The organism is Allobosea thiooxidans (assembly GCF_900168195.1).
Classification (GTDB): domain Bacteria; phylum Pseudomonadota; class Alphaproteobacteria; order Rhizobiales; family Beijerinckiaceae; genus Allobosea; species Allobosea thiooxidans.
The window spans coordinates 573238-597023 of record NZ_FUYX01000001.1 but is presented as its reverse complement, the minus strand read 5'-3'; the positions used below and the strand labels follow the sequence as shown (position 1 = coordinate 597023).

General features: G+C 67.0%; 24 protein-coding genes and 1 tRNA gene. 13 read left to right on the top strand and 12 right to left on the bottom strand.

The genetic code is table 11. The features are described 5' to 3' along the window. Positions 1-50: 50 nt before the first annotated feature. From B5Y19_RS02960 to B5Y19_RS02925, 8 genes are all read left to right on the top strand, one after another. Complete coding sequence (locus tag B5Y19_RS02960; protein ID WP_055729389.1) at positions 51-1196, top strand: 2-aminoethylphosphonate--pyruvate transaminase; 1146 nt, start codon at positions 51-53, stop codon at positions 1194-1196. Between the two features lie 9 nt (positions 1197-1205). After that, positions 1206-2459 (top strand): phosphonoacetate hydrolase, encoded by a 1254-nt coding sequence (phnA, locus tag B5Y19_RS02955; RefSeq protein ID WP_079591061.1) that lies wholly within the window; start codon positions 1206-1208, stop codon positions 2457-2459. Position 2460: 1 nt separating this feature from the next. Next, entirely contained in the window at positions 2461-3912 is a 1452-nt protein-coding gene (phnY, locus tag B5Y19_RS02950) for a phosphonoacetaldehyde dehydrogenase (RefSeq protein ID WP_079591060.1), read from the top strand. Positions 3913-4036: 124 nt separating this feature from the next. Continuing rightward, on the top strand, positions 4037-5053 hold the full coding sequence (locus tag B5Y19_RS02945; protein ID WP_055729392.1) for a putative 2-aminoethylphosphonate ABC transporter substrate-binding protein: 1017 nt from the start codon (positions 4037-4039) through the stop codon (positions 5051-5053). Positions 5054-5192: 139 nt separating this feature from the next. After that, positions 5193-6284: a putative 2-aminoethylphosphonate ABC transporter ATP-binding protein gene (locus B5Y19_RS02940; RefSeq protein ID WP_055729393.1), complete on the top strand. Its 1092-nt coding sequence runs from the start codon at positions 5193-5195 to the stop codon at positions 6282-6284. After that, a complete protein-coding gene (locus B5Y19_RS02935; protein ID WP_055729394.1) occupies positions 6281-7996 on the top strand; it encodes a putative 2-aminoethylphosphonate ABC transporter permease subunit in 1716 nt (571 codons plus the stop codon). The genes B5Y19_RS02940 and B5Y19_RS02935 overlap by 4 nt, the downstream gene beginning before the upstream one ends. Positions 7997-8101: 105 nt before the next feature. Then, entirely contained in the window at positions 8102-8878 is a 777-nt protein-coding gene (locus tag B5Y19_RS02930; RefSeq protein ID WP_055729395.1) for a DeoR/GlpR family DNA-binding transcription regulator, read from the top strand. 85 nt (positions 8879-8963) lie between these two features. Then, entirely contained in the window at positions 8964-11432 is a 2469-nt protein-coding gene (locus B5Y19_RS02925; protein ID WP_055729396.1) for a GcvT family protein, read from the top strand. Between the two features lie 223 nt (positions 11433-11655). Here B5Y19_RS02925 and B5Y19_RS25565 read toward each other — a convergent pair whose 3' ends face one another. From B5Y19_RS25565 to B5Y19_RS02910, 4 genes are all read right to left on the bottom strand, one after another. After that, positions 11656-11865 (bottom strand): hypothetical protein, encoded by a 210-nt coding sequence (locus tag B5Y19_RS25565; RefSeq protein WP_139384233.1) that lies wholly within the window; start codon positions 11863-11865, stop codon positions 11656-11658. A 55-nt stretch (positions 11866-11920) separates the two neighbouring features. Further along, positions 11921-12187 (bottom strand): hypothetical protein, encoded by a 267-nt coding sequence (locus B5Y19_RS02920; RefSeq protein ID WP_055729397.1) that lies wholly within the window; start codon positions 12185-12187, stop codon positions 11921-11923. Between the two features lie 353 nt (positions 12188-12540). Then, the gene (locus B5Y19_RS02915; protein ID WP_055729398.1) at positions 12541-12987 is read right to left on the bottom strand and encodes a Ros/MucR family transcriptional regulator; all 447 of its coding nucleotides are present in this window, start codon (positions 12985-12987) and stop codon (positions 12541-12543) included. A gap of 89 nt (positions 12988-13076) precedes the next feature. Beyond that, positions 13077-13280 (bottom strand): hypothetical protein, encoded by a 204-nt coding sequence (locus B5Y19_RS02910; protein WP_055729399.1) that lies wholly within the window; start codon positions 13278-13280, stop codon positions 13077-13079. Between the two features lie 38 nt (positions 13281-13318). Here B5Y19_RS02910 and B5Y19_RS02905 point away from each other — a divergent pair, with 38 nt between their 5' ends. Beyond that, positions 13319-14512 (top strand): amino acid ABC transporter substrate-binding protein, encoded by a 1194-nt coding sequence (locus tag B5Y19_RS02905; protein ID WP_176168543.1) that lies wholly within the window; start codon positions 13319-13321, stop codon positions 14510-14512. A gap of 174 nt (positions 14513-14686) precedes the next feature. Here B5Y19_RS02905 and B5Y19_RS25970 read toward each other — a convergent pair whose 3' ends face one another. The 8 genes from B5Y19_RS25970 to mnmA all read right to left on the bottom strand — a co-directional run bounded on the left by B5Y19_RS25970 (position 14687) and on the right by mnmA (position 19095). After that, positions 14687-15004, bottom strand: a complete 318-nt coding sequence (locus B5Y19_RS25970; protein WP_176168542.1) for a hypothetical protein — start codon at positions 15002-15004, stop codon at positions 14687-14689. Positions 15005-15108: 104 nt separating this feature from the next. Then, positions 15109-15300, bottom strand: a complete 192-nt coding sequence (locus tag B5Y19_RS02895) for a hypothetical protein (RefSeq protein ID WP_079591057.1) — start codon at positions 15298-15300, stop codon at positions 15109-15111. 127 nt (positions 15301-15427) lie between these two features. Further along, positions 15428-15724: a cupin domain-containing protein gene (locus tag B5Y19_RS02890; RefSeq protein WP_055729403.1), complete on the bottom strand. Its 297-nt coding sequence runs from the start codon at positions 15722-15724 to the stop codon at positions 15428-15430. A 465-nt stretch (positions 15725-16189) separates the two neighbouring features. Continuing rightward, positions 16190-16543 (bottom strand): hypothetical protein, encoded by a 354-nt coding sequence (locus tag B5Y19_RS02885; RefSeq protein ID WP_055729404.1) that lies wholly within the window; start codon positions 16541-16543, stop codon positions 16190-16192. A gap of 21 nt (positions 16544-16564) precedes the next feature. Next, entirely contained in the window at positions 16565-16837 is a 273-nt protein-coding gene (locus tag B5Y19_RS25555; protein ID WP_139384232.1) for a hypothetical protein, read from the bottom strand. Positions 16838-17071: 234 nt separating this feature from the next. After that, positions 17072-17148: transfer RNA gene (locus B5Y19_RS02880), tRNA-Met, on the bottom strand. A 67-nt stretch (positions 17149-17215) separates the two neighbouring features. Then, on the bottom strand, positions 17216-17872 hold the full coding sequence (locus B5Y19_RS02875; RefSeq protein WP_055729405.1) for a class I SAM-dependent methyltransferase: 657 nt from the start codon (positions 17870-17872) through the stop codon (positions 17216-17218). A 38-nt stretch (positions 17873-17910) separates the two neighbouring features. Beyond that, complete coding sequence (gene mnmA / locus B5Y19_RS02870; RefSeq protein WP_055729406.1) at positions 17911-19095, bottom strand: tRNA 2-thiouridine(34) synthase MnmA; 1185 nt, start codon at positions 19093-19095, stop codon at positions 17911-17913. On the opposite strand from mnmA, the gene B5Y19_RS02865 reads away from it, so the two are divergent. The 4 genes from B5Y19_RS02865 to fliF all read left to right on the top strand — a co-directional run bounded on the left by B5Y19_RS02865 (position 19067) and on the right by fliF (position 23781). Further along, on the top strand, positions 19067-20821 hold the full coding sequence (locus tag B5Y19_RS02865) for a flagellar hook-length control protein FliK (protein ID WP_079591092.1): 1755 nt from the start codon (positions 19067-19069) through the stop codon (positions 20819-20821). The genes mnmA and B5Y19_RS02865 overlap by 29 nt on opposite strands. A 15-nt stretch (positions 20822-20836) precedes the next feature. Next, positions 20837-21505 carry a flagellar hook assembly protein FlgD gene (locus B5Y19_RS02860; protein ID WP_079591056.1) on the top strand — a complete coding sequence of 223 codons (669 nt, stop codon included), beginning with the start codon at positions 20837-20839 and terminating at the stop codon, positions 21503-21505. 107 nt (positions 21506-21612) lie between these two features. Then, positions 21613-21888: a CtrA inhibitor SciP gene (gene sciP, locus B5Y19_RS02855; protein WP_038359348.1), complete on the top strand. Its 276-nt coding sequence runs from the start codon at positions 21613-21615 to the stop codon at positions 21886-21888. A gap of 201 nt (positions 21889-22089) precedes the next feature. Further along, positions 22090-23781, top strand: a complete 1692-nt coding sequence (fliF, locus tag B5Y19_RS02850) for a flagellar basal-body MS-ring/collar protein FliF (RefSeq protein ID WP_079591055.1) — start codon at positions 22090-22092, stop codon at positions 23779-23781. Positions 23782-23786: the final 5 nt, after the last annotated feature.

Genomic DNA, 23786 nt, shown 5'->3' with positions numbered 1-23786 from the left:
AACCCGCGATCTAGCGTCTGGCAACTGCCCCAGCGCAAAGCGAGACCGACATGGCCCAAGCCCGCCGCCCCGCCACCTCCGAGACCGGCGATCCGCTCCTGCTGACGCCCGGGCCGCTGACCACGAGCAAGGCGATCAAGGAGGCCATGGTCCATGACTGGGGATCTCGCGACGCCACCTTCGTCGGCATCAACAAGGCGGTAATGGACGAACTGCCCAAGGTCATCCACGGCGAGGACGCCTTCGTGACCGTGCCGATGCAGGGCTCCGGCACTTTCGCGGTCGAGGCCATGCTGACGAGCTTCGTCCCGCGCGACGGCAAGGTGCTGGTGCTGATCAACGGCGCCTATGGCCAGCGCGCGCGTCGCATCCTCGAGATCGCCGGGCGCGGCATCGCCGTGCACGAGACGGCCGAGGACATGGTGCCCGATCTGGCCGAGGTCGATGCGATGCTCGCCGCCGACCCCAAGATCTCGCATGTCTTCGCGGTGCATTGCGAGACGACGAGCGGCATCCTCAATCCGGTCGAGGCGATCGCGGCGCTGGTGAAGCGGCATGGAAGGCGCCTGCTGATCGATGCCATGAGCGCTTTCGGCGCCCTGCCGCTCGACAGCCGCGAGGTCTATTTCGACGCCGTCGCGGCGTCCTCGAACAAGTGCATCCAGGGCGTGCCGGGGCTGGGCTTCGTGATCGCCCGCAAGAGCGCGCTCGCCGAAACCAAGGGCAACGCCACGACGCTGGTGCTCGACCTGCACGACCAGAACGCCGGCTTCGAGCGCACCGGGCAGTATCGCTTCACGCCGCCGATCCACGTCATCGTCGCCTTCCATGCGGCGCTCCAGGAATTCTGGGCCGAGGGCGGGGTGGCCGGGCGCGGCGAGCGCTATGCCGAAAACGCCCGTATCCTGATCGAGGGCATGCAGGAGCTCGGCTTCAAGACGCTGCTGCCGGCGACGAAGCAGGCGCCGATCATCGTCACCTTCCACATGCCGCAGGACAAGGCGTTCGTGTTCCAGCGCTTCTACGACGCGCTCAAGGAAGCCGGCTACGTCATCTATCCCGGCAAGCTCACCGTCGCGGACAGCTTCCGCATCGGCTGCATCGGTGCGCTCGGCGCGCAGGACATGCGCAGCTTCCTCGCCACCGTTTCCGACGTGCTCGCCGAGATGGGCGTCGGCCTGAAATCCGCTGCGTGAGAGGTTGAGATGACCCTGCATTCGAAGATCGGCGCGGATGTCTTCGCCAATGGCCGTGGCTATGCGCGTCCGCGGCGTGCGACGGTGGTGATCTGCATGGACGGTTCGGAACCGGCCTATATCGAGGCGGCGAGCGCCAAGGGCCTGACGCCGAACCTCGACCGGATCATGCGGACCGGCGCCAGCACCCACGCCTATTCGGTGATCCCGAGCTTCACCAACCCCAACAACCTGTCGATCATCACCGGCCGGCCGCCGGCCTGGCACGGCATCGCCGGCAACTTCTTCTACGACCGCGAGGCCAAGGAAGAGGTGATGATGAACGACGCCCGCTTCCTGCGGGCGCCGACCATCCTGGCCGAGTTCCAGAAAGCCGGCCACAAGGTCGCGATGGTCACCGCCAAGGACAAGCTGCGCACCTTGCTCGGCAAGGGGCTCGATTTCGCCTCCGGCAGCGCGATCGCCTTCTCCTCGGAGAAGGCCGACAAAGCCAACAAGGCGGAGAACGGCATCGAGAACGTGCTTGATTTCGTCGGCATGCCGGTTCCGTCGGTCTATTCGGCCGATCTCTCGGAGTTCGTCTTCGCTGCCGGCGTCAAGCTGCTGGAGAGCTTCAAGCCGGACCTGATGTATCTCTCGACCACCGATTATGTGCAGCACAAGGCGGGGCCGGGCTCGGAGATGGCCGACTCGTTCTACGCGATGTTCGATGGGTATGTCGGCAAGCTCGACGCGCTCGGCTGCACGCTGGTGATCACCGCCGATCACGGTATGAACGACAAGCATCTCGCCAATGGCGAGCCGGACGTCATCTATCTCCAGAGCCTGATGGACGAGTGGTACGGCAAGGGCACGATGCGCGTGATCCTGCCGATCACCGATCCCTATGTCGTCCATCACGGCGCGCTCGGCTCCTTCGCCACGGTCTACCTGTCCGACGGCGCCAGCCAGGAAGAGGTCGCCGCCCGCATCTCCGGCCTCGACGGCATCGCGCTGGCGGTGACCTCCGCCGAAGCCTGCGAGCGCTTCGAGCTGCCGGCCGACCGGATCGGCGACGTCGTCGCGATCTCGACGCGGCAGAAGGTGATCGGCACCTCGCCGGACAAGCACGACCTCTCCGGGCTGACCGAGCCGCTGCGCTCCCATGGCGGCATCACCGAGCAGCGTGTGCCGATGATCGCCAACCGGCCGATCGCGGTGCCGCAGGGCCGCACGCTCCGCAATTTCGACGTCTTCGACGTCGCCCTGAACCTGGTGAACTGAGATGAACGCGACGGTGAAGCCGCCGGTGCGGCGCGAGGCGATGCGCATCGCCGGCAAGCTGGTCACGACCGACGAGATGGTCGAGGTCCGCAACCCCTATGACAACAGCGTGGTCGGGCTGATCCCGGCGGCTCGGCCTGAACATGTCCGCGAGGCCTTCGCCCAGGCCAAGGCGTTCAAGCCGAAGCTGACGCGCTATGAGCGCCAGCAGATCCTGCAGAAGACGGCCGAGCTGCTGCGCGACCGCAAGGAGCTGTTCGCCAAGCTGATCACGGCCGAAGCCGGGCTGTGCTGGAAGGATTCGCTCTACGAGGCCAGCCGCGCCTATGACGTCTGGTCCTTCGCGGCGCAGCTCACCATCAAGGACGATGGCGAGATGTTCTCCTGCGACATCTCGCCGAACGGCAAGGCGCGCAAGATCTTCACGACGCGCCAGCCGCTGCTCGGCGTGATCTCGGCGATCACGCCCTTCAACCACCCGCTCAACATGGTCAGCCACAAGCTGGCCCCGGCGATCGCGACCAATAATCGGCTCGTGCTGAAGCCGACGGAGCTGACGCCGCTGACGGCGCTGGCGTTGGCCGACGTTCTCTACGAGGCCGGCCTGCCGCCGGAGATGCTCTCGGTCGTCACCGGCAATCCCTCGACCATGGGCGATGCGATGATCACCGATCCCGATGCGGATCTGGTGACCTTCACTGGCTCGGTCCGCGTCGGCAAGCACATCGCCAACACCGCCGGCTACAAGCGCATCGTGCTCGAACTCGGCGGCAACGATCCGCTGATCGTCATGGAGGATGCCGATCTCGACAAGGCGGCCGAGCTCGCCGTCACCGGCGCGACCAAGAATTCGGGCCAGCGCTGCACCGCGGTGAAGCGCATCCTGGTGGTCGAGAGCGTCGCCGACGCTTTCTCCAAGCTCGTCGTCGAGAAGGCGAAGAAGCTGAAATGCGGCGATCCGATGGATCCGGAGACCGATGTCGGCACGGTCATCAACGCCCGCTCGGCTTCGCTCTTCCAGGCCCGCGTCGACGACGCGGTGAGCAAGGGCGCCGAGGTGCTTTACGGCAAGCGGGCGGAAGGGGCGCTGTTCCATCCGACGGTGGTCGACAAGATCCCCTATAGCTGCGAGCTCGTGCATGAGGAGACCTTCGGCCCGGTGATCCCGATCATCCGCGTGCCGAACGACATCGCCGAGGTCATCCGCATCTCGAACTCCACCGCCTATGGTCTCTCTTCCGGCATCTGCACCAACCGCTACGATTACATCCAGCGTTTCGTCGCGGAGCTGGAGGTCGGAACCGTGAACCTCTGGGAGGTGCCGGGCTATCGGATCGAGATGTCCCCCTTCGGCGGCATCAAGGATTCCGGCCTCGGCTACAAGGAGGGTGTCGTCGAGGCCATGAAATCCTTCACCAACGTCAAGACCTGGTCGATGCCCTGGACGGCATAGCCGGAGCAGAACGAAGACAACGGCCGGGGAGCAATCCACCCGGCCGTTCTGGTTTGGGAGACAAATCAAGAAGACGGGTCGAAACCGCAAGAACGATGGGCGTACAACAATAGGGGAAGAGAACATGAAGAGCTGGTTTGCATCCTGCCTCGTCGCGATTTCTCTCGCGACACCCGGCATCGCCTACGCGCAGAAGACCAAGGTCACCATCTATACCGCGCTCGAGAACGACCAGCTCGGGCCGTTCAAGGCCTCGATCGAAAAGGCGGTGCCCGAGGCCGAGGTGGTCTGGGTCCGCGACTCGACCGGCGTCATCACCGCCCGTTTCCTGGCCGAGAAGGACAATCCGCGAGCCGACATGGTGATCGGCCTGGCGGCGTCGAGCCTGCTGGCTTTCGAGAAGGCGGGCCTGCTGGAGACCTACAAGCCGGCCGGCGTCGACAAGCTCAAGGAACCGTTCCGGGACCCGAAGGAGCCCTATACCTGGACCGGCATGGACGCCTATCTCGGCGTGGTCTGCTTCAACACCGCCGAGGCCAAGGGCGTCCCGGTGCCGTCCTCCTGGAAGGACCTGCTCGTGCCCGGCCTGAAGGGCAAGATCGTGATGCCGCACCCGGCTTCCTCCGGCACCGGCTATCTGATGGTCGCGGGCTGGTTGCAGACCATGGGCGAGGCCGAGGGCTGGAAGTTCATGGACGGGCTGCACGAGAACATCGCGGCCTATCTCCATTCCGGCTCGGCGCCCTGCGTGCAGGCCGCTCGCGGCGAGCGCGTCGTCGGGCTGGCGCTCGACATGCGCGGCGCCTCGGAGAAGACCAAGGGCGCCCCGATCGAGGTGATCATCCCCAAGGAGGGCGTCGGCTGGGAAATGGAGGCCAGCGCCATCGTCAAGGGCACGAAGAACCTCGCCATCGCCAAGAAGGTCGCTGACTGGGGCGCGACCAAGGAGGCGAGCGAGCTCTACTCCAAGACCTACGCCATCGTCGCCGCGCCAGATGTCAAGAACACCCCGCCGAACTACCCAGCCGGCGCCGAGGCGGGCATGATCAAGAACGACCTGTCCTGGATGGCCGAGAACCGCGACCGCGTGCTGGCGGAGTGGTCGAAGCGCTACGAGTCGAAGGCGGCTCCCAAGAACTGAGATCGTCGCACCGGCCGGGCAAATCGCGCCGGCCGGTGGCACGCCTCATGCTACAATGTGCTGTCGATCCCAAGACGCGTTTCCGCGCCGTCGCGGCAACGCCGTCCCTTTCGCGCAGCGATGAAAGGCCGGTTCGCCCATGACTTCGTCCAGCCCCTGGTTCCTCTCCATTCGCGACCTCGACAAGAGCTATGGCGAGTTCCGCGCCCTGCGCTCGATCGATCTCGACATCAGGCGCGGCGAGTTCGTCTGCTTCCTCGGCCCTTCCGGCTGCGGCAAGACGACCCTGCTGCGCGCCATCGCCGGGCTCGAGCCGCAGGATAGCGGCCGGATCGAGATGGAGGGGCGGGACGTTTCGCACGCGGCGCCGTCGGACCGCGATTTCGGCATCGTCTTCCAGTCCTACGCGCTGTTTCCCAACCTGACGGTCGCCGAGAATGTCGGCTACGGGCTGGTCAACCGGCGCCAGCCGGCGCGCGCCATTGCCGAGCGCGTGGAAGAGCTGCTCGCGCTCGTCGGCCTGCCGGACCAGGGCCGGAAATATCCGGTCCAGCTCTCCGGCGGGCAGCAGCAGCGCGTGGCGCTGGCCCGGGCGCTGGCGACCGCGCCGGGGCTGCTCCTGCTCGACGAGCCGCTCTCGGCGCTCGATGCCAAGGTGCGCCTGCGCCTGCGCGACGAGATCCGCTCCCTGCAGCAGCGCCTGGGCGTGACCACCGTGATGGTGACCCATGACCAGGAGGAGGCGCTGGCGATGGCCGACCGCATCGTCGTCATGAACAATGGCGCGGTGGAGCAGGTCGGCACGCCGGAGGAGATCTACAGGCGGCCGGCGACGCCGTTCGTCGCCGATTTCGTCGGCCACATGACCTTCCTCGACGCCGTGGTGACCGGGCCCGGCACGGTCCGCGTCGACGATCTCGACCTGCAGGTCGCCAATGCGGGTTCGTTCCCGAGCGGCACGGCGGTGCGGCTGGCGATGCGCCCGGAGGAGGTGCGCACCCGCTCGATCACCGAGGAGACGCCGAACTGCTTCGAGGCGACGATCGGCGATGTCACCTTCCTCGGTTCCTTCTGCCGCGCCCATCTGCAGCCGACGCGCTCGCGCACCACCAGGATCGCGGCGGATTTCTCCGCCAATGCGATGCGTGACCTGGCGATCGCACCGGGCGAGATCCGCAGGATCGCCTTCCCGCCGGAGGCGCTCCACGTCTTCGCGGGAGCTGCCCGATGAGCGATGCCGTGCAGGAGGTTCCGCTGACGGGCTCGCTCGTCGCCCCCCGCCCGCTGCGCATCGGCGAGCGCCAGGTCGGCGCCACGCTCGTTCTCGCGCTCTGCGCCATCCTGGTCCTCATCATCGGCCTGCCGCTCTGGGCGCTGCTGTCGAAGAGCGTCGAGAATACCGAGGGGCACTTCGTCGGCCTCGCCAATTTCGTCACCTATGCGACGACGCCGACGCTGGTCGCCTCGCTGGTCAACAGCCTGTTCGTCGCGGCGACGACGACGGCGCTGGTGATACCGCTCGCCTTTGCCTACGCCTATGCGCTCTGCCGCAGCCGCATCCCGGGTAAGGGGCTGTTCTACGCCGCCGCGATGGTGCCGGTCTTCGCGCCTTCGCTGCTCTCTGGCCTCGCGCTGATCTATGTCTTCGGCAATCAGGGGTTGCTGAAATCCTGGCTGATGGGCGCCTCGCTCTATGGGCCGGTCGGCGTCATCGCCGCGGAGTCGCTCTACTGCTTTCCGCACGCCATGCTGATCATGGTCACGGCGCTGGCCTTGTCCGACGGACGTTTGAGGGAGGCGGCCGAGGCGCTCGGCACCAGCCGTTGGCGCATCTTCAGGACGATCACGCTGCCGGCCGCGCGCTACGGCGTGATCAGCGCCAGCTTCGTCGTGTTCACGCTCGTCATCACCGATTTCGGCATCCCGAAGGTCATCGGCGGGCAGTTCAGCGTGCTCGCCACGGATGCCTACCGGCAGGTCGTCGGCCAGCAGAACTTCCCGATGGGCGCCGTGGTCGGCATCATCCTGCTGGTGCCGGCGGTCATCGCCTTCTTCATCGACCGCGCCGCCCAGAAGCGCCAGAGCGCCATGCTGTCCGCCCGCGCCGTTCCCTATTCGCCGAAGCCGGAGCGCCGGCGCGATACGGTCCTGCTCATTCTGGTGAGCCTCGTCGCCTTCACCATCGTTGCGCCCTACGCCATCGCCGTCTGGGGCTCGTTCGTCCGCTACTGGCCCTACAACCTGTCGCTGACGCTGAACAATTACGACTTCTCGACGGTCGAGCCGAGCGGCTGGGAGCCCTATCGCAACTCGCTGATGCTGGCGGGTCTGACCGCAATTATCGGCACCACGCTGATCTTCTGCGGAGCCTATCTGGTCGAGAAGCTCAAGGCCGTGCCGCACCTGCGGGCCTTCGCCCATTTCCTCGCCATGCTGCCCATGGCCGTGCCCGGCCTCGTCCTCGGTCTCGGCTATGTCTTCTTCTACAACGCGATCTGGAACCCGCTCGGCTTTCTCTACGGCACGCTCGCCATCCTGGTGATCAACACGATCGCGCATTTCTATACGGTCGGGCACATCACGGCGCTGACCAGCCTGAAGCAGATCGACAGCGAGTTCGAGGCGGTCTCGGCCTCGCTCAAGGTGCCGTTCTGGACGACTTTCCGGCGGGTCACGGCGCCGATCTGCATGCCGGCGATCCTCGACATCGCGGTCTATGTCTTCGTCAACGCGATGACGACGGTCTCGGCGGTCATCTTCCTCTACGGCGCCGACACCAAGCTCGCCTCGATCGCGATCGTCCATATGGACGAGGCCGGGGCCGTGGCTTCGGCGGCCGGCATGGCGACGGTGATCATGCTGACCGCGATCGCGGTGAAGCTCCTGCACATCGCGCTGGACCGGCTCGTCTTCGGCCGCTTGCAGCGCTGGCGCCAGCGCTAGCCGTGCTCTCCGAAAGGGCCGATCCGGCGGGAACGGCCGGTCGCCCGGTTGCCCCGGTCCATGCCCTTGCCGTATCCGACGGTCAGGCCCTCCGGAGAACCGCGCATGACCCGCCTTCTCGCCGCAACGCGCCATGAAGCCATCCTGCGGCGGCTCGACGAGGCGCGCAGCGCCACCGTCGAGGAACTGGGAGCCTGGCTCGACGTGTCGCGGGAGACGATCCGCCGCGACCTGAAGCTCCTCGCCGGCCAGGGCCTGCTCGAGGTCGTCCATGGCGGAGCATTGCGCCGCGAGCGCAGGGAAGCGCCGTTCGCCGAACGAAGAATGGCGAACCGCGAGGCCAAGGCCGCGATCGCCACGCTGGCGGCCGGCCTCGTCGCCGACGGCATGTCGGTGCTGCTCGATTCCGGCACGACCACCGAATATGTGGCGCGGGCGCTGGTCCAGGCCGGCCGCCGGCGTCTCACCATCCACACCATCTCCGTCGAGGCGGCGCGCATCTGCACGGCGCTGCCGGAGGGCCGCGTCCGCCTGATCGGCGGCGATTTCGATGGCGACGACGATGCCACGGCCGGCCCCGAAATGCAGCGCGTGCTGGCACGCCTTTCGGTCGACATCGCCTTCGTCGGCGTGGGCGCGATCGACGAGCAGGGCGAACTGACGGACTATACCCGCCTCGCTGCCACGACCCGGGGGCTGATGCTGAGGGCGGCGGAGCATCCCTATCTGGTCGGGGACGGCAGCAAGCTCGGCCGGCGGCTGGCGAGCACGGTGCCCGAGGAGGGGAGGGCGGCAGGCCTCCTGACCGACCGCGCGCCGCCCGCTGCGGTCGCTGCAGGTCTCGCGGCGAAAGGGGTTGCAGTCAGAGTCGGAGCTATTTGACCGATTTTGTGGTTTTAGTTGTTTTTGTGACCGATCGTGATATGCATTGCTTCACCGAAAGCGGAGCAGCGCAGCGGAGCGGTTCATGAGCGACAAGGTCCTTCCCACGCAGTCCCGCGTCGTCATCATCGGCGGCGGCATCATCGGCTGTTCCGTCGCCTATCATCTGACCAAGCTCGGCTGGCGCGACGTGCTGCTGCTCGAGCAGGGGCGCCTTTCCTCCGGTACGACCTGGCATGCGGCAGGGCTCGTCGGGCAGCTGCGCAGCCAGTCGAGCATGACGCGGCTGATCCGCTATTCGACCGAGCTCTACGCCTCGCTCGAAGCCGAGACCGGCCTCGCCACCGGCTGGAAGCGCTGCGGTTCGGTCTCGGTCGCGCGCACGCAGGACCGGATGGTCCAGCTGCGCCGGACGATCTCGGCCGCGCGGGCGCAGGGCGTCGAGATCGAGGAGCTGAGCCCGGCGCAGGCCGGCGAGAAATGGCCGGTGATGCGCACCGACGACCTCGTCGGTGGCGTCTGGCTGCCGGGAGACGGCAAGGCCAATCCGGCCGACATCACCCAGGCGCTGGCGCGCGGCGCGCGTTCGGGCGGCGCCACGATCCGGGAGCAGATTCGCGTCACCGCGATCGAGACCGAGCGAGGGCGGGTGCAGGCCGTCGTCACCGACCAGGGTCGCATCGCCTGCGAAGCAGTGGTGATCTGCGCCGGCCAATGGTCGCGCGAGGTCGGCAGGATGTGCGGCGTCTCAGTGCCGCTGCATGCGGCCGAGCACATGTACATCGTCACCGGCAAGATCGAGGGGGTGGCGCCCGACCTGCCCGTGATGCGGGATCCGGACGGCTACATCTACTGCAAGGAGGAGGTCGGCGGCCTCGTGATGGGCGGTTTCGAGCCGCATGCGAAGCCCTGGGGCATGGACGGCATCCCCTATCCCTTCGAGTTCCAGCTGCTGCCCGATGACTGGGACCAGTTCTCCATTCTGATGGAGAACGCCCTGCAGCGGATACCGGCGCTCGAAACCGCCGAGATCAAGACCTTCCTCAACGGGCCGGAGAGCTTCACGCCGGACAACAACTTCCTGCTCGGCGAGGCGCCTGAGGTTCGTGGCATCTTCGTCGGTGCCGGCTTCAACTCGATGGGCATCGCCTCCGCCGGCGGCGCCGGGCGGGCCCTGGCTGAGTGGGTCGTCGCCGGCGAGCCGACCAGCGATCTCTGGCCGGTCGATATCCGCCGCTTCGCCGGGTTCAACAACAATCCGGCCTGGCTGCACGACCGCGTCAAGGAGACGCTGGGTCTCCACTACGCGATGCCCTGGCCCAATCGCGAGCTCGACAGCGCCCGGCCCTTCCGGCGCTCGCCGCTCTATGAGCGCCTCGCCGCGAAAGGCGCCGTGTTCGGCTCCAAGATGGGCTGGGAGCGCGCCAACTACTTCGCCAGGACGCCGGAGGAGCGCAGGATCCAATACAGCTTCGGCCCGCAGAACTGGTTCGAGACGGTGGCGGCGGAACATCGCGCCTGCCGCGAGACGGCCGGCATCGTCGACATGAGCTCCTTCGCCAAACTGCTCCTGCAGGGCGAGGGCGCCGAGGCCGCCCTGCAGCGCCTCGCCGCCAACGACGTGGCCGTCCCTCCCGGGACCTCGGTCTACACCGCGCTGCTCAACGCGCGCGGCACCTTCGAGAGCGACCTGACCGCCGCCCGGCTCGGGCCGGACCGCTATCTGCTGCTCACCGGCACGGCGCAGGCGACGCGCGACGCCGACTGGCTGGGGCGCCACCTGCCGCCCGGCGTCACGCTGACGGATGTGACCTCCGGCTATTCCGTGCTGGCGCTCGCCGGCCCCAATGCGGCGGCGATCCTCGGGCGCGTCACGCCGACGCCGCTCGATCCGCTCTCCTTCCCGGCCAATGCCGTGCGCGAGGTCACGATCGGCTACGCCACCGCCTGGCTGTGCCGCCGCAGCTATCTCGGCGAAGGCTTCGAACTCTACGTCCCCGTCGAATTCGCCATCGCGGTTTATGACGCCCTGCAGGAGGCGGGAGCCGATCTCGGCCTGATGGATGTCGGCTACTATGCGGTGGATTCGCTGCGCATCGAGATGGGCTTCCGGGCCTGGGGGCGGGAGCTGACCCCGGACGTCAACCCCTATGAGGCGGGGCTGGGCTTTGCCGCCAAGCCGGGCAAGGGCGACTTCCTCGGACGTGACGCCCTGCTGGCCGCCAAGGCGGCGCCGCGGCGCAAGCGGCTGGTCGCCCTCGTCGGGCCTGCGCCCGAGGAGCAGATGGCCTGGGGCGGCGAGGCGATCCTCGCCGACGGCCGGCCGGTCGGTGACGTCACCTCTGCCGCCTTCGGCGCAAGCGTCGGCGGGATCGTCGCGCTGGGCTGGGTGCAGAGCGAGGGCGAGGCGATCGACCAGGCCTGGCTCGACCGGCGGTCATGGTCGATCGAGCTCGCGGGGCGCCCCCTGCCGGTCAGTGCCAGCCTCGCAGCGCCGCTCGAGCAGATGAAGCGCCTCGCCGAGGCAAGCCAAGCGCAGGCCCGGCTGGCCTGAGGACGCAGGGCGCCCGGAACAGCTCTGGAGCCGCAGTATCCTTGACGGGCCGGCCGTCACTCCGGTGCGGCCCCCTGAGCCCGGCCCGGAACCAGGGCCTGTCGACGGGCGACTCTCTGCCTTGTTCGCCTTTCCGGTCGGCGGCGCGGGTTCTGGATTCCGGGCTCTTCGCTGTGCGAAGCCCCGGAATGACGCAGGTGGTTGCGCGGAAGATCAGCTGGTTCTAGCCGTTGCCGCCGGCCTGCGCGTCGACGACCGTGGCGGACTGGCTCTCGGCCGCGCGGTCCAGGCAGGCCGCCATCTGCGCCGTGCCCCATTGGAATTTCGAGCATTGCTCGGTGCCGACCGTCAGGTCGCGGGCGACGTGGTTCTGCTGCGAAGCGTTGCTGCAACCCATCAACGCCAGAGCCAGGGCCACGGATATCCATCTCATCTTGAGCCTCCTCGAAGGTGAAGGCTCGCGATTGGGCCGCATAACGGCCGGTGGATCAAGCCTGTTCGTCCGGCGCGGTTTGTCGCGGCAGGCCATGCTCGATCACGAGGGCCATCACCTTCCCGGCGGCGGCTTCCGGCAGCGTTGCCTCGATGCGCAGCCGGACCGTGCCCGGAGCGGCCCGCTTCGCCAGCAGCTCGAAAGGCTGGCCGGAACCGCGCGGCGCCTTGGGATTCCAGCCGCGGGCGATCAGCCGCGAGTCGAGCCGCTTGCCGAATTCGCTGAGCTCGAGATCGAGCCCCGCTTCAGAAACGTCGTCCATGGGCTGGCTGTCTCCGATCCTGTTGACAACCCTTGAGAGGATGATTCGCCCCAAGAAATTCGTTTACAAAACGTTAAAATTTTAGCAAACGACGCGGCGGGGTTATGGGGTCAGTTGCGTCATGTTTCAGGCGATTTGCATCGCGGCTCTGATGATCGGGACCGCCGGCCTGTCGTGGGTCGTCGCGGAATACTTTCAGTTCTAGCATAGGCCGCGGGGCTCCACCTCCGTTCTTCCCTTCCTTTGCGGGCAGGCGGCGCGGTCCAGCGCCCGCCGCGGAAAGCGTCGCTTCGTGCGAGATCGGGCGAGGACGTCCGATCTCGCACCAAGGACGAAAATTGGCGCCAGCTTCGCTAGGAAGCCGTGACCTTCCGCGCTCCGCGCCCCGCCGCTTGCGCGGCAGCGCCGGCCTTGCGGCCGAGGCCCATCGACCTGGCGAGATTCGAGCGGGCCTCCGCATAGCTCGGAGCCACCATCGGATAGTCGGATGGCAAGCCCCATTTCGCCCGGTACTGATCGGGCGTCATGCCGAGCGTGCTCAGATATCGCTTGAGGGTCTTGAACTTGCGCCCATCCTCGAGGCTGATGATCCAGTCCGGGGTAATGGACTTCTTGATAGGCACGGCCGGAACGGGTTTTTCCGCGGGCGGCAGCTCGGGCGGGTTGCCGAGATTGGCCAATGCGCCGTGCGTCCGTTCGATCAATCCGACCAACTCGGCCTGCGGCACGCTGTTGTGCTGCACATAGGCGGCGACAACCATCGCAGAAAGTCCAAGCAAAGCCTTGCTATCTTCAGCCATTCAAGCCCCCATTTCGAAAGTTCAGGGGCTTAGCAGATTAGGACGCTCAGGCAAACTCCGGAGAGAGAGAATGATGAGGCGCGGATGCTTCAATCCTTCTCCGACGAGGCGTTCTCAAGGGTTGTTACGACCTCATCGAGGCTTTCCTTCACGCCGAGCATGAAATCCTTCCGAAAACCTATGATCGTGTCCGGCGGTTCTCCCTTGAAGGTGTAGACAACGCTCACCTGATCGGGATTGACGTAGACGGGGGCGCCGTCCCGCGGCGATGTGAACTTGCAGAGCTTTGGCATGCCTGGTCGCTTGATTCCGTCGCTTCAGGATGGAGACGATGCGCAAAGCTCTACGCGTGTTGCCGGGCATTGACCAGAACGAGAGGCCGCACCCGCCGGGCAGCGCGCCCTATCCGCCACATTCGGTCAGCTCGCCGTTCGACACCGCGTGCGTATGGCAGACGGGCTGGTCGCGCGTGCATCCTGAGATGATCAAAGCAATGAGGAGCAGCAGCGCGGAGTGGAAGCTTCTCATCGCCGTTCCCCTCCGCCACGCACAAGGATCAGCAGCCAATTCATCTGATCGTGGCCAAAGGCCGAGATCAATGAATTTAACGATCAAGGCCAATCGAACTGGCCATGATCAGGACCTCTGCTCTATCGTTCGCTTCTTTGCTGAATTGGAGAGGATCATGCGGGCCATTTTGCTCGTGCTTGTCGGGCTGACCGTTTCAACGGCGTCGCTGGCCGCGGATACGCTCGCGCGGGTGCGTGAAACCGGGGTGCTGCGCCTCGGCTTCCGGGCCGATGCCCCTCCCTATTCGTATCGGGCCGCCGATGGGGGGCCGCTCGGCTACATCGTCGATCTCTGCCGCGAAGTCGCCCGCGGTATCGGAAAGTCGCTCGACAAGCCGGATATGAAGATCGTCTTTACCGAGGTGCCCTCGGCAGCGCGCCTGGAGAGCCTTCGCGACGGAAAGATCGACATTCTCTGCGACCCGACCTCGATGACGATGTCGCGGCGCGCCCTGGTCGACTTCTCCCTGCCGACCTTCATCGACGGGGCTGGCGTGCTCTATCGCACCGGCGGCGTGCACCGGCTCGAAGATCTCAGCGGCAAGAAGATCGGCGTCCTTCGGGGGACGACGACCGAAGACACGTTGAAGACGACGCTGGCCCAGCTTGGCATCGAAGTCGGGATCTTTCCGATGCAGAGCCACCCGGATGGAATCCGAAGCCTGTCCGAGGGGAAGATCGACGCCTATTTCGGCGATCGCGGCATACTCAGCTACTATCTGCGAAACAGCCAGAACCTCGCCGGCATCAAGCTGGCCGAACAGTATTATACCTTCGAGACCTACGCGCTGGCCCTTCCGCGCGACGACAGCAAGCTGCGGCTGCTGGTCGATGCGACGCTGGCCGATCTTTATCGCACCGACGCGGTCAAGGGGCTCTACGCTCGAAATTTCGGGAACTACCCGCCGGACCAGTTCATTCGCGCACTCTTCGTCATCAACGGCGTGCCGAACTGAGCTGTCGAGGGGGCGGCAGCCTCCTGTGCCCCGAAGACTGCGGCGGCTATCCGGGAGGGCGTTTTCCTGGCGGGCGCCTCAGCGGGAAACCCTTTGGGAACAAAAAAGGCGGCGTCCAGGACGCCGCCGAAGCCCGCGAGAAAGCCGAACGGCTCCTCGAAATGGGCGAGAGGCTCACCACCGCGGCGGGGGCGGGCGATAGCCCGGGCGCGGGCCATAATGGCCAGGCCGGCCGTAATAGCCCGGCCGGGGGCCGTATCCGGGGCGCGGGCCGTAGCCGGGCCGCGGACCATAATGGCCGGGGCGGCCGTAGCGCGGCTGCGCGCTCTGCATCATCATCAGGCGGCGCTGCTTCGCGGCCGTCATGGTGAATGCGGCGGGCGTCTCGTCGATCTGCCGGGCAAGGCTCTGCGGGACGGCTTCGGAGGCCATCGCCGGCGTGCCGATGGCGGCTCCGATGGCAATGGCGGCGGACAGGATGATCAGGCGCATGCGGTACTCCTTTGCCGCGGCATAGGACGCGCAAAGGCTCAAGGCTTCATGAACGCTGCCGATGCTCCGGCGCATCCGCGCCATGCGGTCGAAGCAGCTCCGGATCAGCGCATCCCTGACAGGTCGTAGCCAACCGCCGCACCGAAGGCCGCCGCGACCAGGGCACCGAAGATCAGGATCAGCAGATCGGCGCCATGGAAACTGACCCTGCCGCCGTTGACGGCCGCGCTCCGCTGCATGCCTCCCCAGAGGCCGATCAGAGCGCCGACCAGGGCGCCCCACAGCATGCCGCTCATCCTGTCCTCCTTCCGGCCCCGGATGCCAGAGCAACTCCGTGTTCCTTCGAAACGCGGAGTTACGCCAGGCTTTTGTTTTATCGCATTTTCTTCACGCGAACCCGTGCCCGCTTCGCTGGAAAATGCTCTAGCGCTTCATCTCGATCTCGATGAAGCTCAGCTTGGTCGTCCCGGCATTCTTCACGTCGTGCTTCACGCCCTTGGGGCGGATGTAGCTGTCGCCCGTCCGGACTTCCTTCTCGGTGACGACGCCATCGACCTCATAGGCCATGACGGCGTCGGACATGATCACGACGGCATAGTCCATGCCATGCTCATGCCAGCCCGTCGTCGCGCCCGGCTCGAAATCCCAGCGGGTGATCTTCGCCTTCTCGTCCTCGGCCAGGACGGTCGCGACGGCGGGGATGTTGCATTCGAACGGCATGATTCTCGGTGCCTCTGATCTGAGCGGATCGTGGGGCCACGCTAGCCGATCGAAACGGGTTTCGCGACCGATCGATCCGGACGGGAAAGGCAAAGGGGCGCGGCCGTTGATCGCGGCCAGTGCGGCGAGGAAGCCCCTGATGCGTCACGACAGGTGTCGCATTCTCGGGAAACGCGCGTGTTTTGCCGGAATGGCGAGGGATGGCGGGCAGATCGCCACTGCTGCATGGCGGGGCGATCACCCGGGCCGATGGCACGGGCGCATGGCGGGTCTTCGGCAGGAGCGGGCCAGAGCCTGAAGCGCTGCGGCTCGGACGGTCCGGAAGCCGACCATAGGCCCATGCCCAAGGCAGGCGCGTCGAGGCAGCCGCCTATCCCGGTTGTGCTTGGAGTCTGCGTCGTCGCACACCGATGATGCGCAATGAGGCCCCCGGGGGATGTCTCGCGCAACCTTCAAATCATGGACCTATGCGCCGCCGCGTTGGCTTCGGTTCCAGGAGAGCAGGAGTGCGATCGTCAGCCCGCCGTGCAGCGCTGCGATTGGCCAGAGAAGCGGGCCCGCCGACGCTGACGAAAAACCGGTATAGGCGAGATAGAGCGTTATGAGCGCGCTATAGACCGTCATGCCGAGCCTGGGAGGGCCCGGCCAGCAGGCAATCCCAAGCGCGAGCAGAGCCACGCCGAGGATGCTGGCCACCATCGTGGCTGGCTCAGTCAGCGGAACGCCAAGCAGGAGTCTGCCGATCAGCGAAGGCATGGCAATCAGCGCAAGGCCAGTTGCCATCTCGGCAATCGCCGTAAGAGGCAGGATGTATTTCATGTCACTCCGTGGCCTGCGATTTTACCAGCGTCGGACCTGGCTGCCGATCACGGGTGTCCTCACCGGCTTCGCCAGCCCGAAGAAGACGGCGAAGCCGTCGCCCCCGCAGCGCATCGAGACGGTTTCGTCGGGGATCTTTGCCAGGCAAACCTCATCCATGAGATCGATACCGTCGGCAGCCACCCGTTCCCGGCCGGATCGACGACCACGTCGGTCAGGAATTGCATGCCCTTGCCCGCATAGCCGGTCTTCGGCGGAGAGATCGGGGCGCCCGTCTTGAAGCTGGGAGGGCATGTCTCGGTCCTCACACCGCAAGCTGCGTCAGCGTTTTGCCGAAACCGTTCGCGACCCAGACGTGGTGCCGTCGATGGTGATGCCCCAAGGTCCGCTGATGCTCCCTCCGCCGTCAAGCGAATTCAATCGCTTGCAGGAAAGCAGTGGCGGGAGAGGGATTTGGTTCGAGTGTGGGGCCGTTGATAGCGGGAGACCCACTTGGTCGTTACGCACACCCACGAGTGGGGGGAACGATGGTAGCGGGAGAGGGACTTGAACCCCCGACACGCGGATTATGATTCCGCTGCTCTAACCAGCTGAGCTACCCCGCCACGAAACGGGGGCCGGCAAAGCCGGCCCGTCGTCGAGGCGCGATATAGGCGCCACGATATGGCTGCGTCAAGCCTTCGATCGCGAGTTATCGGCAGCGGCGAGTTTGCGCAGGCGGACGACCTTGAAATAGCCGCGCCCGACATGGACGGTTTCATAACGGCCGGTCGCCTTCGCCCAGTCGGTCAGGCGGCTGACCTTGAAGTCCGAACTCCAGCCGATCGCCTTCGACAGCGGGGCGACGGCGCGCCAGAACGGCGCGAGCAGCCCGCCATCGTCGACGAGGCGGCTCGACACGATGATCTCGCCGCCGGGCTTCAGGACGCGGTCCATCTCGGTGAGCGCCTGCTCGGGGTCGGGCACGAGGGTGATGACGAACTGGGCCGTCACCGCATCGAAGCGCTCGTCGCCGAAGCCGAGCCGGCAGGCATCCATCACCATCAGCCCGCGCACATGCCGCAGATTCTGGCTGGCGACCTTGCGATGCGCCACCTTGAGCATGTCGAGCGAGAGGTCGGCGCCGAGGACGCGCGATTCCGGCGTGAAATAGGGCAAGGTGAGGCCGGTGCCGACGCCGATCTCGAGGATGTCCGGCCCGCAGGCGCAGGCCGCGGCGACGGCTTCCTGCTGCGGGCGCGCCAGCATGCGCTGGTAGATGCGGTCGTAGAATTTGGCCCAGGTCGCGTAGACGCGCTTCTGGCCGTCGAGGTCGTAAGTCACCGGCATGGATCGGTCCGAGCGGAAGGGGGGAGCGGCCTGAACGGTCAGGACAGGGCGAGCGTCGCGGGCGCGGCGGCGGCCGGCAGGGCGAACGGCCGGCGCAGGATGGTGCCGCCGCCGAGCACCCGCGAGCCGGGGCCGGCATCGGCATAGATCACGCAGGCCTGGCCGGGCGACACGCCTTCCTCGTCGGTGGCGAGTTCGATGCGCAGGCCCTCGGCGTCGCGGAAGAGCCGGGCCTCGCGCGGGGCGCGGGTCGAGCGGACGCGCACCGCTACGTCGAGCCCTTCCGGCGGCAGGTCGTCGGGCGCGGTTTCGCCGAGCCAGTTGAGGTCGCGCAGGCGGATCTCGCGCACGCTCAGCGCCTCGCGCGGGCCGACGATGACGCGCGCGTCGTCGGCGTCGAGACGCAGCACATAGAGCGGCTCGGCCGCGCTGATGCCGAGGCCCTTGCGCTGGCCTACGGTGTAGTGGAGCACGCCCTCATGATGGCCGAGGACGCGCCCGTCGAGATGGACGATGTCGCCGGGCCGGGCGGCACCGGGCTTCAGCCGCTCGATGACGTCGGCATAGCGGCCGTTGGGGACGAAACAGATGTCCTGGCTGTCGGGCTTGTCGGCGATGGCGAGGCCGAGCTCGGCCGCGAGCGCGCGGGTCTGCGCCTTGTCGACATGGCCGAGCGGGAAGCGCAGCAGGTCGAGCTGCTCCTGCGTCGTGGCGTAGAGGAAATAGCTCTGGTCGCGGTTCATGTCGGCGGCGCGGAACAGGCCGCGATGGCCGTTGCCTAGGTCGCGGCTGACGACGTAGTGCCCGGTCGCCAGCGCGTCGGCGCCGAGCTCCTTCGCCAGATCGAGCAGGTCGCGGAACTTGACGGTGCGATTGCACTCGACGCAGGGGATCGGCGTCTCGCCGGCGAGATAGCTCTCGGCGAAGCGCTCGATCACGGCATCGCGGAAGCGGCTTTCGTAGTCGAGAACGTAATGGGGGATGCCGATCGCCTCGGCGACGCGGCGCGCGTCATGGATGTCCTGGCCGGCGCAGCACGCCCCGGCGCGATGGACGGCGGCGCCGTGATCGTAGAGCTGCAGCGTCACGCCGATGACGTCGTAGCCCTCGCGCTTCAGCAGGGCGGCGACCACGGAGGAGTCGACGCCGCCCGACATCGCCGCGACGACGCGCGTCGCCGCGGGCGGCTTGGCGATGTCGAGCGAATTGCGGGGCGTGGTCATCGGCTGGCGGGCTGTCCGTGGTTCGGGGGCTCGAAGGCGCGGCTCCGGCACATCTGCCGGCTCTATACCGGGTTTGGGCGGTGGCTGCCAGCCGGATCGGCAAATCCTGCCGGCTTCCATCTTTCAGCGGGCGCTTCTTGCCGCCGCTTGGGGAATGCTGTGTGCTAAGTCCTTGATTTTCGGAGCTTCCGCTCTGGCTCGCAATTTGCTGGAGGGCGGCGGGGCGCGTCGTTGCCCGCGCACGGAACCGTTCATGTCGATCCAGCCTGTCTCCACTCCTCAGCGAGCTTCCGAAGCCCCGGCTTCGCGCCGTCGCGCGGAAGGCGGCGCGGGAGAGGCTTTTGCCTTGCCCGGGCAGCAGGAGGGCGCCGCCGCCGGTGCGGAGAAGGGCTCCGAGGCCAAAACCGCCGACAAGGCGGCCGCGATCGAAGAGGCGGTTGCGGCCAAGACGGGCGGCGGCGGCGAAAAGATTGCAGTGGCAGCCAAAGGGGATGCGACCGCCGTGAAGACGGCCGATGTCGCGGTGAAGTCCGTTGCGCCTGGGCAGGAGGGAGCACAGGCAGAAGCCGCTTCCCAGGGCGCCGGAATCGATTTTTTGATCGCGATGGCCGCGGCCCAGATGGAAGCCGCTGCCGCTCGGGGCGAGGAAACGTCGCAGGCAGACGGCAAGGCGAAACCGGCTGAAGGCGATCAGAAGGCGGCAGAGGCCGAGTCGGAGGAAGCCTCCGCCGCTGACAGCCAGATTGCGCCTGCCGGCCAGATCGCGATCGCCGTTCCGGAGACGCATCCGGTCGCCGTGCCCGCGCTTCCGTTGCCGGTGGCGTCTGCGGAAAGCGAGCAGGTCGCGGCGCAGCCCGGCAGCGGCTCGACGAGCGCCATGGGCGATGCCGCCAAGCAACAGGCAGCGGTGCCTGTGGCCATCGCCTTGGCCGCATCCGGCAGCAACCCCACAAAATCGGCCGACCCGATTGGTGCTGGCGATGCCGTCGAGACGGTCGACGGCAAGGGCGGCACGGATGCTGGCCATGCCGCCGAGAGCAAGGGTGCCGAGGAGAGGCCTGTCGTCGGTGCGGGCCCGAAGATCGACGCAGTCGCCGCTGCAGCGGCGCCGGCAGCTTCCGATCCGAAGCCGTTCGACAGCCTGCAGCAGGCGCTCGGCCCGCTCGATCTTTCGGCCATGCTGCAGCACGCCTCGGCCAGGCCGGGCCATGATCGCATGGTCCAGCCGCTCGATCCGAATCCGATGCCGAACGGGGGCGCGGCGGTGCCCGGGCAAGGCGCCGCGGGCGGCCAGCCGACGCCGATCCATGTGGTGCCGATCGAGATCGGGCTGCGCGCGATGTCGGGCTCCCGGCAGTTCGACATCCGCCTCGACCCCGACGAGCTCGGGCGCGTCGACGTCAATCTCTCGATCTCGGACAATGGCGAGGTCAGCGCCCGGCTGGTCGTCGACCGCGTGGAGACGCTGCACCTGCTGCAGCGCGATGCCCGCACGCTGGAGCGCGCCTTCGAGCAGGCGGGGCTGAAGCCCTCGGATGGCGGGGTGGACATCAGCCTGCGCGATCCCTCCGATCAGTCGGCCTTCCGCCAGAACCGCCAACAGGACGAGGCGCCGCAGCGTCCGCGCCCGCCGCGCGACGAGTCGGCGGAGAATGCTCCCCTTTCCATCGATCCCGCCCCGCAGCGTCGCCTCGTGCGGCTCGGCGGCGTCGATCTCAGCATCTGAACGAGGACAAGCGCCATGGCGGTTTCCGGGACAAGCGGCACGTCCGGTACCTCGAACACCAACAACACGGTCTCCGGCGCCACCACCGGGATCGCGAACAACTTCGACCAGTTCCTGCTGCTGCTGACGACGCAGCTCAAGAACCAGTCGCCGCTCGACCCGCTCGACACCAACCAGTTCACGGCGCAGCTCGTGCAGTTCGCCGGTGTCGAGCAGCAGCTCAAGACCAACGAGACGCTGGGCTCGCTGCTCAGCCTGAGCGCTGCCGGCACGGCGACGAACGCGGTCGGCTTCATCGGCGCCAAGATCACCGCCGACGGCACGACGACGCGGTTGATCGACGGCAAGGCCGAGTGGAAGGTCAACATGTCCTCCGCGGGCACGGCGAACATCACGATCAAGGATTCGAAGGGCAACGTCGTCCAGACGGCGACCAAGACGCTGGTCGCCGGCGACCTGACCTATAGCTGGGACGGCACGACCTCGATCGGCAGCAAGGCGCCGGACGGCGAATACACGATCACGATCGACGCGAAGAACGTGGCCGGCGAGGCCGTCACCGCGAAGACCCAGATCAGCGGCATCGTCGACGGCGTCGACTTCACCTCCTCGATCCCGATGCTGAAGATCGGCTCGATCAGCGTGCCGATCGACAAGGTGAAGAGCGTGGTGCGCAGCGAGTGAGCGCAGGCGAATCAATCATGGACATACGAGGCGATCGCTTTAGCCAATTTTTAAAGCCGCCCTCCTATGCTGCCCTCAGTAGCTCTGTTGAGTTGTGTGAGAGTACCATGACCGAGCCATTGCGACCGCGGGTGAAGTACGTGATCGGGCCGGACGGAAGTCCGCTGACGATCGCGGACCTCCCGCCGATGAATACGAGGCGCTGGGTCATCCGGCGGAAGGCCGAGGTGGTGGCCGCCGTGCGCGGCGGGCTGCTCAGCCTCGAGGAAGCCTGCCAGCGCTATACGCTGACCGTCGACGAGTTCCTGAGCTGGCAGATGTCGATCGACCAGCACGGCCTCGCCGGCCTGCGGACGACGCGGATCCAGCACTACCGCCAGTAAGCGGCGGCCGTTTTCCGTTTCCTTTCAAAGGCGTCGGTCCGAGCAGGGCCGGCGCCTTCGGCGTTTGCGCGCGGCCCCGCAGCGCGAAGTTAACAGCCTCCGGCAAAAAATTAACCGACCGCTAACCATGCGCTGGGAAAAACTTGCCTAGTGGGTCGGGCAAGAGCGCCGCCCCTTCGATTCTGTGGGACGGATGGCGGCGTGAACGGCCTGATCGAGCAATTCGCCAAATTCGGCGCGGCGCGGCTGGCGGCCATGCTGGCGGTGACGCTGGCACTCGTCGGCTTCTTCGGCTTCGTGATGCTGAAGATGTCCCAGCCGGCGATGAGCGTCCTGTTCACCGACCTCTCCAGCCAGGACGTCAGCGCGATCCTGAAGGATCTCGACACGCGCGGCATCAAGTACGAGCTGCGCGGCGACGGCCAGACGGTGCTCGTGCCGAAGGCCGACGTGCCGCGCCTGCGCCTCGACCTCGCCGGCAAGGGCATCCCGGCCGGTGGCGGCGTCGGCTACGAGATCTTCGACAAGGGCGACGCCTTCTCCTCGACCAGCTTCGTCCAGAACATCAACCATCTGCGGGCGCTCGAGGGCGAGCTGTCGCGCTCGATCCGCTCGATCAGCCGGGTGCAGGCCGCGCGCGTCCACCTCGTCATTCCGGAACGGCGCCTGTTCGAGCGCGACCGCGAGCCGCCGCGCGCCTCGATCGCGCTCAAGCTCGCCGGCGATCTCGACGCCGCCCAGGTGCGCGCCGTGCGCCATCTCGTCGCCTCGGCCGTCGACGGGCTGAAGCCCGAGCGGGTCTCGATTGTCGACGAGCGCGGCCGGCTGCTGGCGGACGGCGCCCAGAGCGACCAGAGCCTGATCGGCCTCGGGATCGAGGAACGCCAGACCGCGATCGAGAAGCGGCTCAAGTCGCAGGTCGAGGACATCGTCGCCAGCGTCGTCGGCCATGGCCGGGCACGGGTGCAGGTCTCGGCGGCGCTCGACACCAACCGGATCGAGAGCCGCTCCGAGAGCTACGACCCGGAAAGCCGGGTGCTGCGCTCCAGCCAGAACCGCACCGAGGCGTCGACCACGACCGAAGGCGGCAACGGCGCCGTCACGGTCGGCAACGAGCTGCCGGGCGCGCAGCAGGCGCAGGGCGCCCAGCAGAACCAGCGCGAGAACTCCTCGAAGAACGAGGAGGTGGCCAATTACGAGATCTCGCGCACCACGCGCACCGAGGTGCTCGAAGGCGGGCGGGTCAAGAAGCTCTCGGTCGCCGTGCTGGTCGACGGCACCTACAACCGCAGCCCGGCGGGCGAGGTCGCCTATCAGCCGCGCAATGCCGAGGAGCTGGAGCGGATCGGCGAGCTGGTGCGCACCGCCGTCGGCTTCGATCAGGGCCGTGGCGACAAGGTCGAGATCGTCAATCTGCGCTTCGCCGAGGCGCCGCCGGCGCCGGGCGACCTGACCGAGCAGACGCTGATGCAGCAGCTCACCTCCTTCACCCGGGAGGATCTGGTCCGCTTCGCCGAGCTCGGCGTGATCTCGCTGCTGACGCTGATGGTGCTGATGACGGTGGTGCGGCCGCTGCTGAAGCAGGTGCTGGCTTCCGACAACAGCAATGTCCGCGCCATCCCCTCCTTCATGCGCAATGCCACGCTGACCGGCACCGAAATCACGACGGGCGATCCGGCCGGCACGGGGCGGGCGGTCACCACGGTCGGTCCCGACGGCGAGATCCTGACGGCGGAAGTCGAGGCGCCGTCCGAGCGGATGCTCGCGATCGCCCAGGTCAAGGGCCAGCTCAAGGCGCAGTCGGTGGAAAAGATCGGGGCGCTGGTCGCGCAGAACCCGGCCGACTCGGTCGCGGTGCTGCGCAGCTGGATCCACGAAAAAGCTCCGGCGTGACGGGG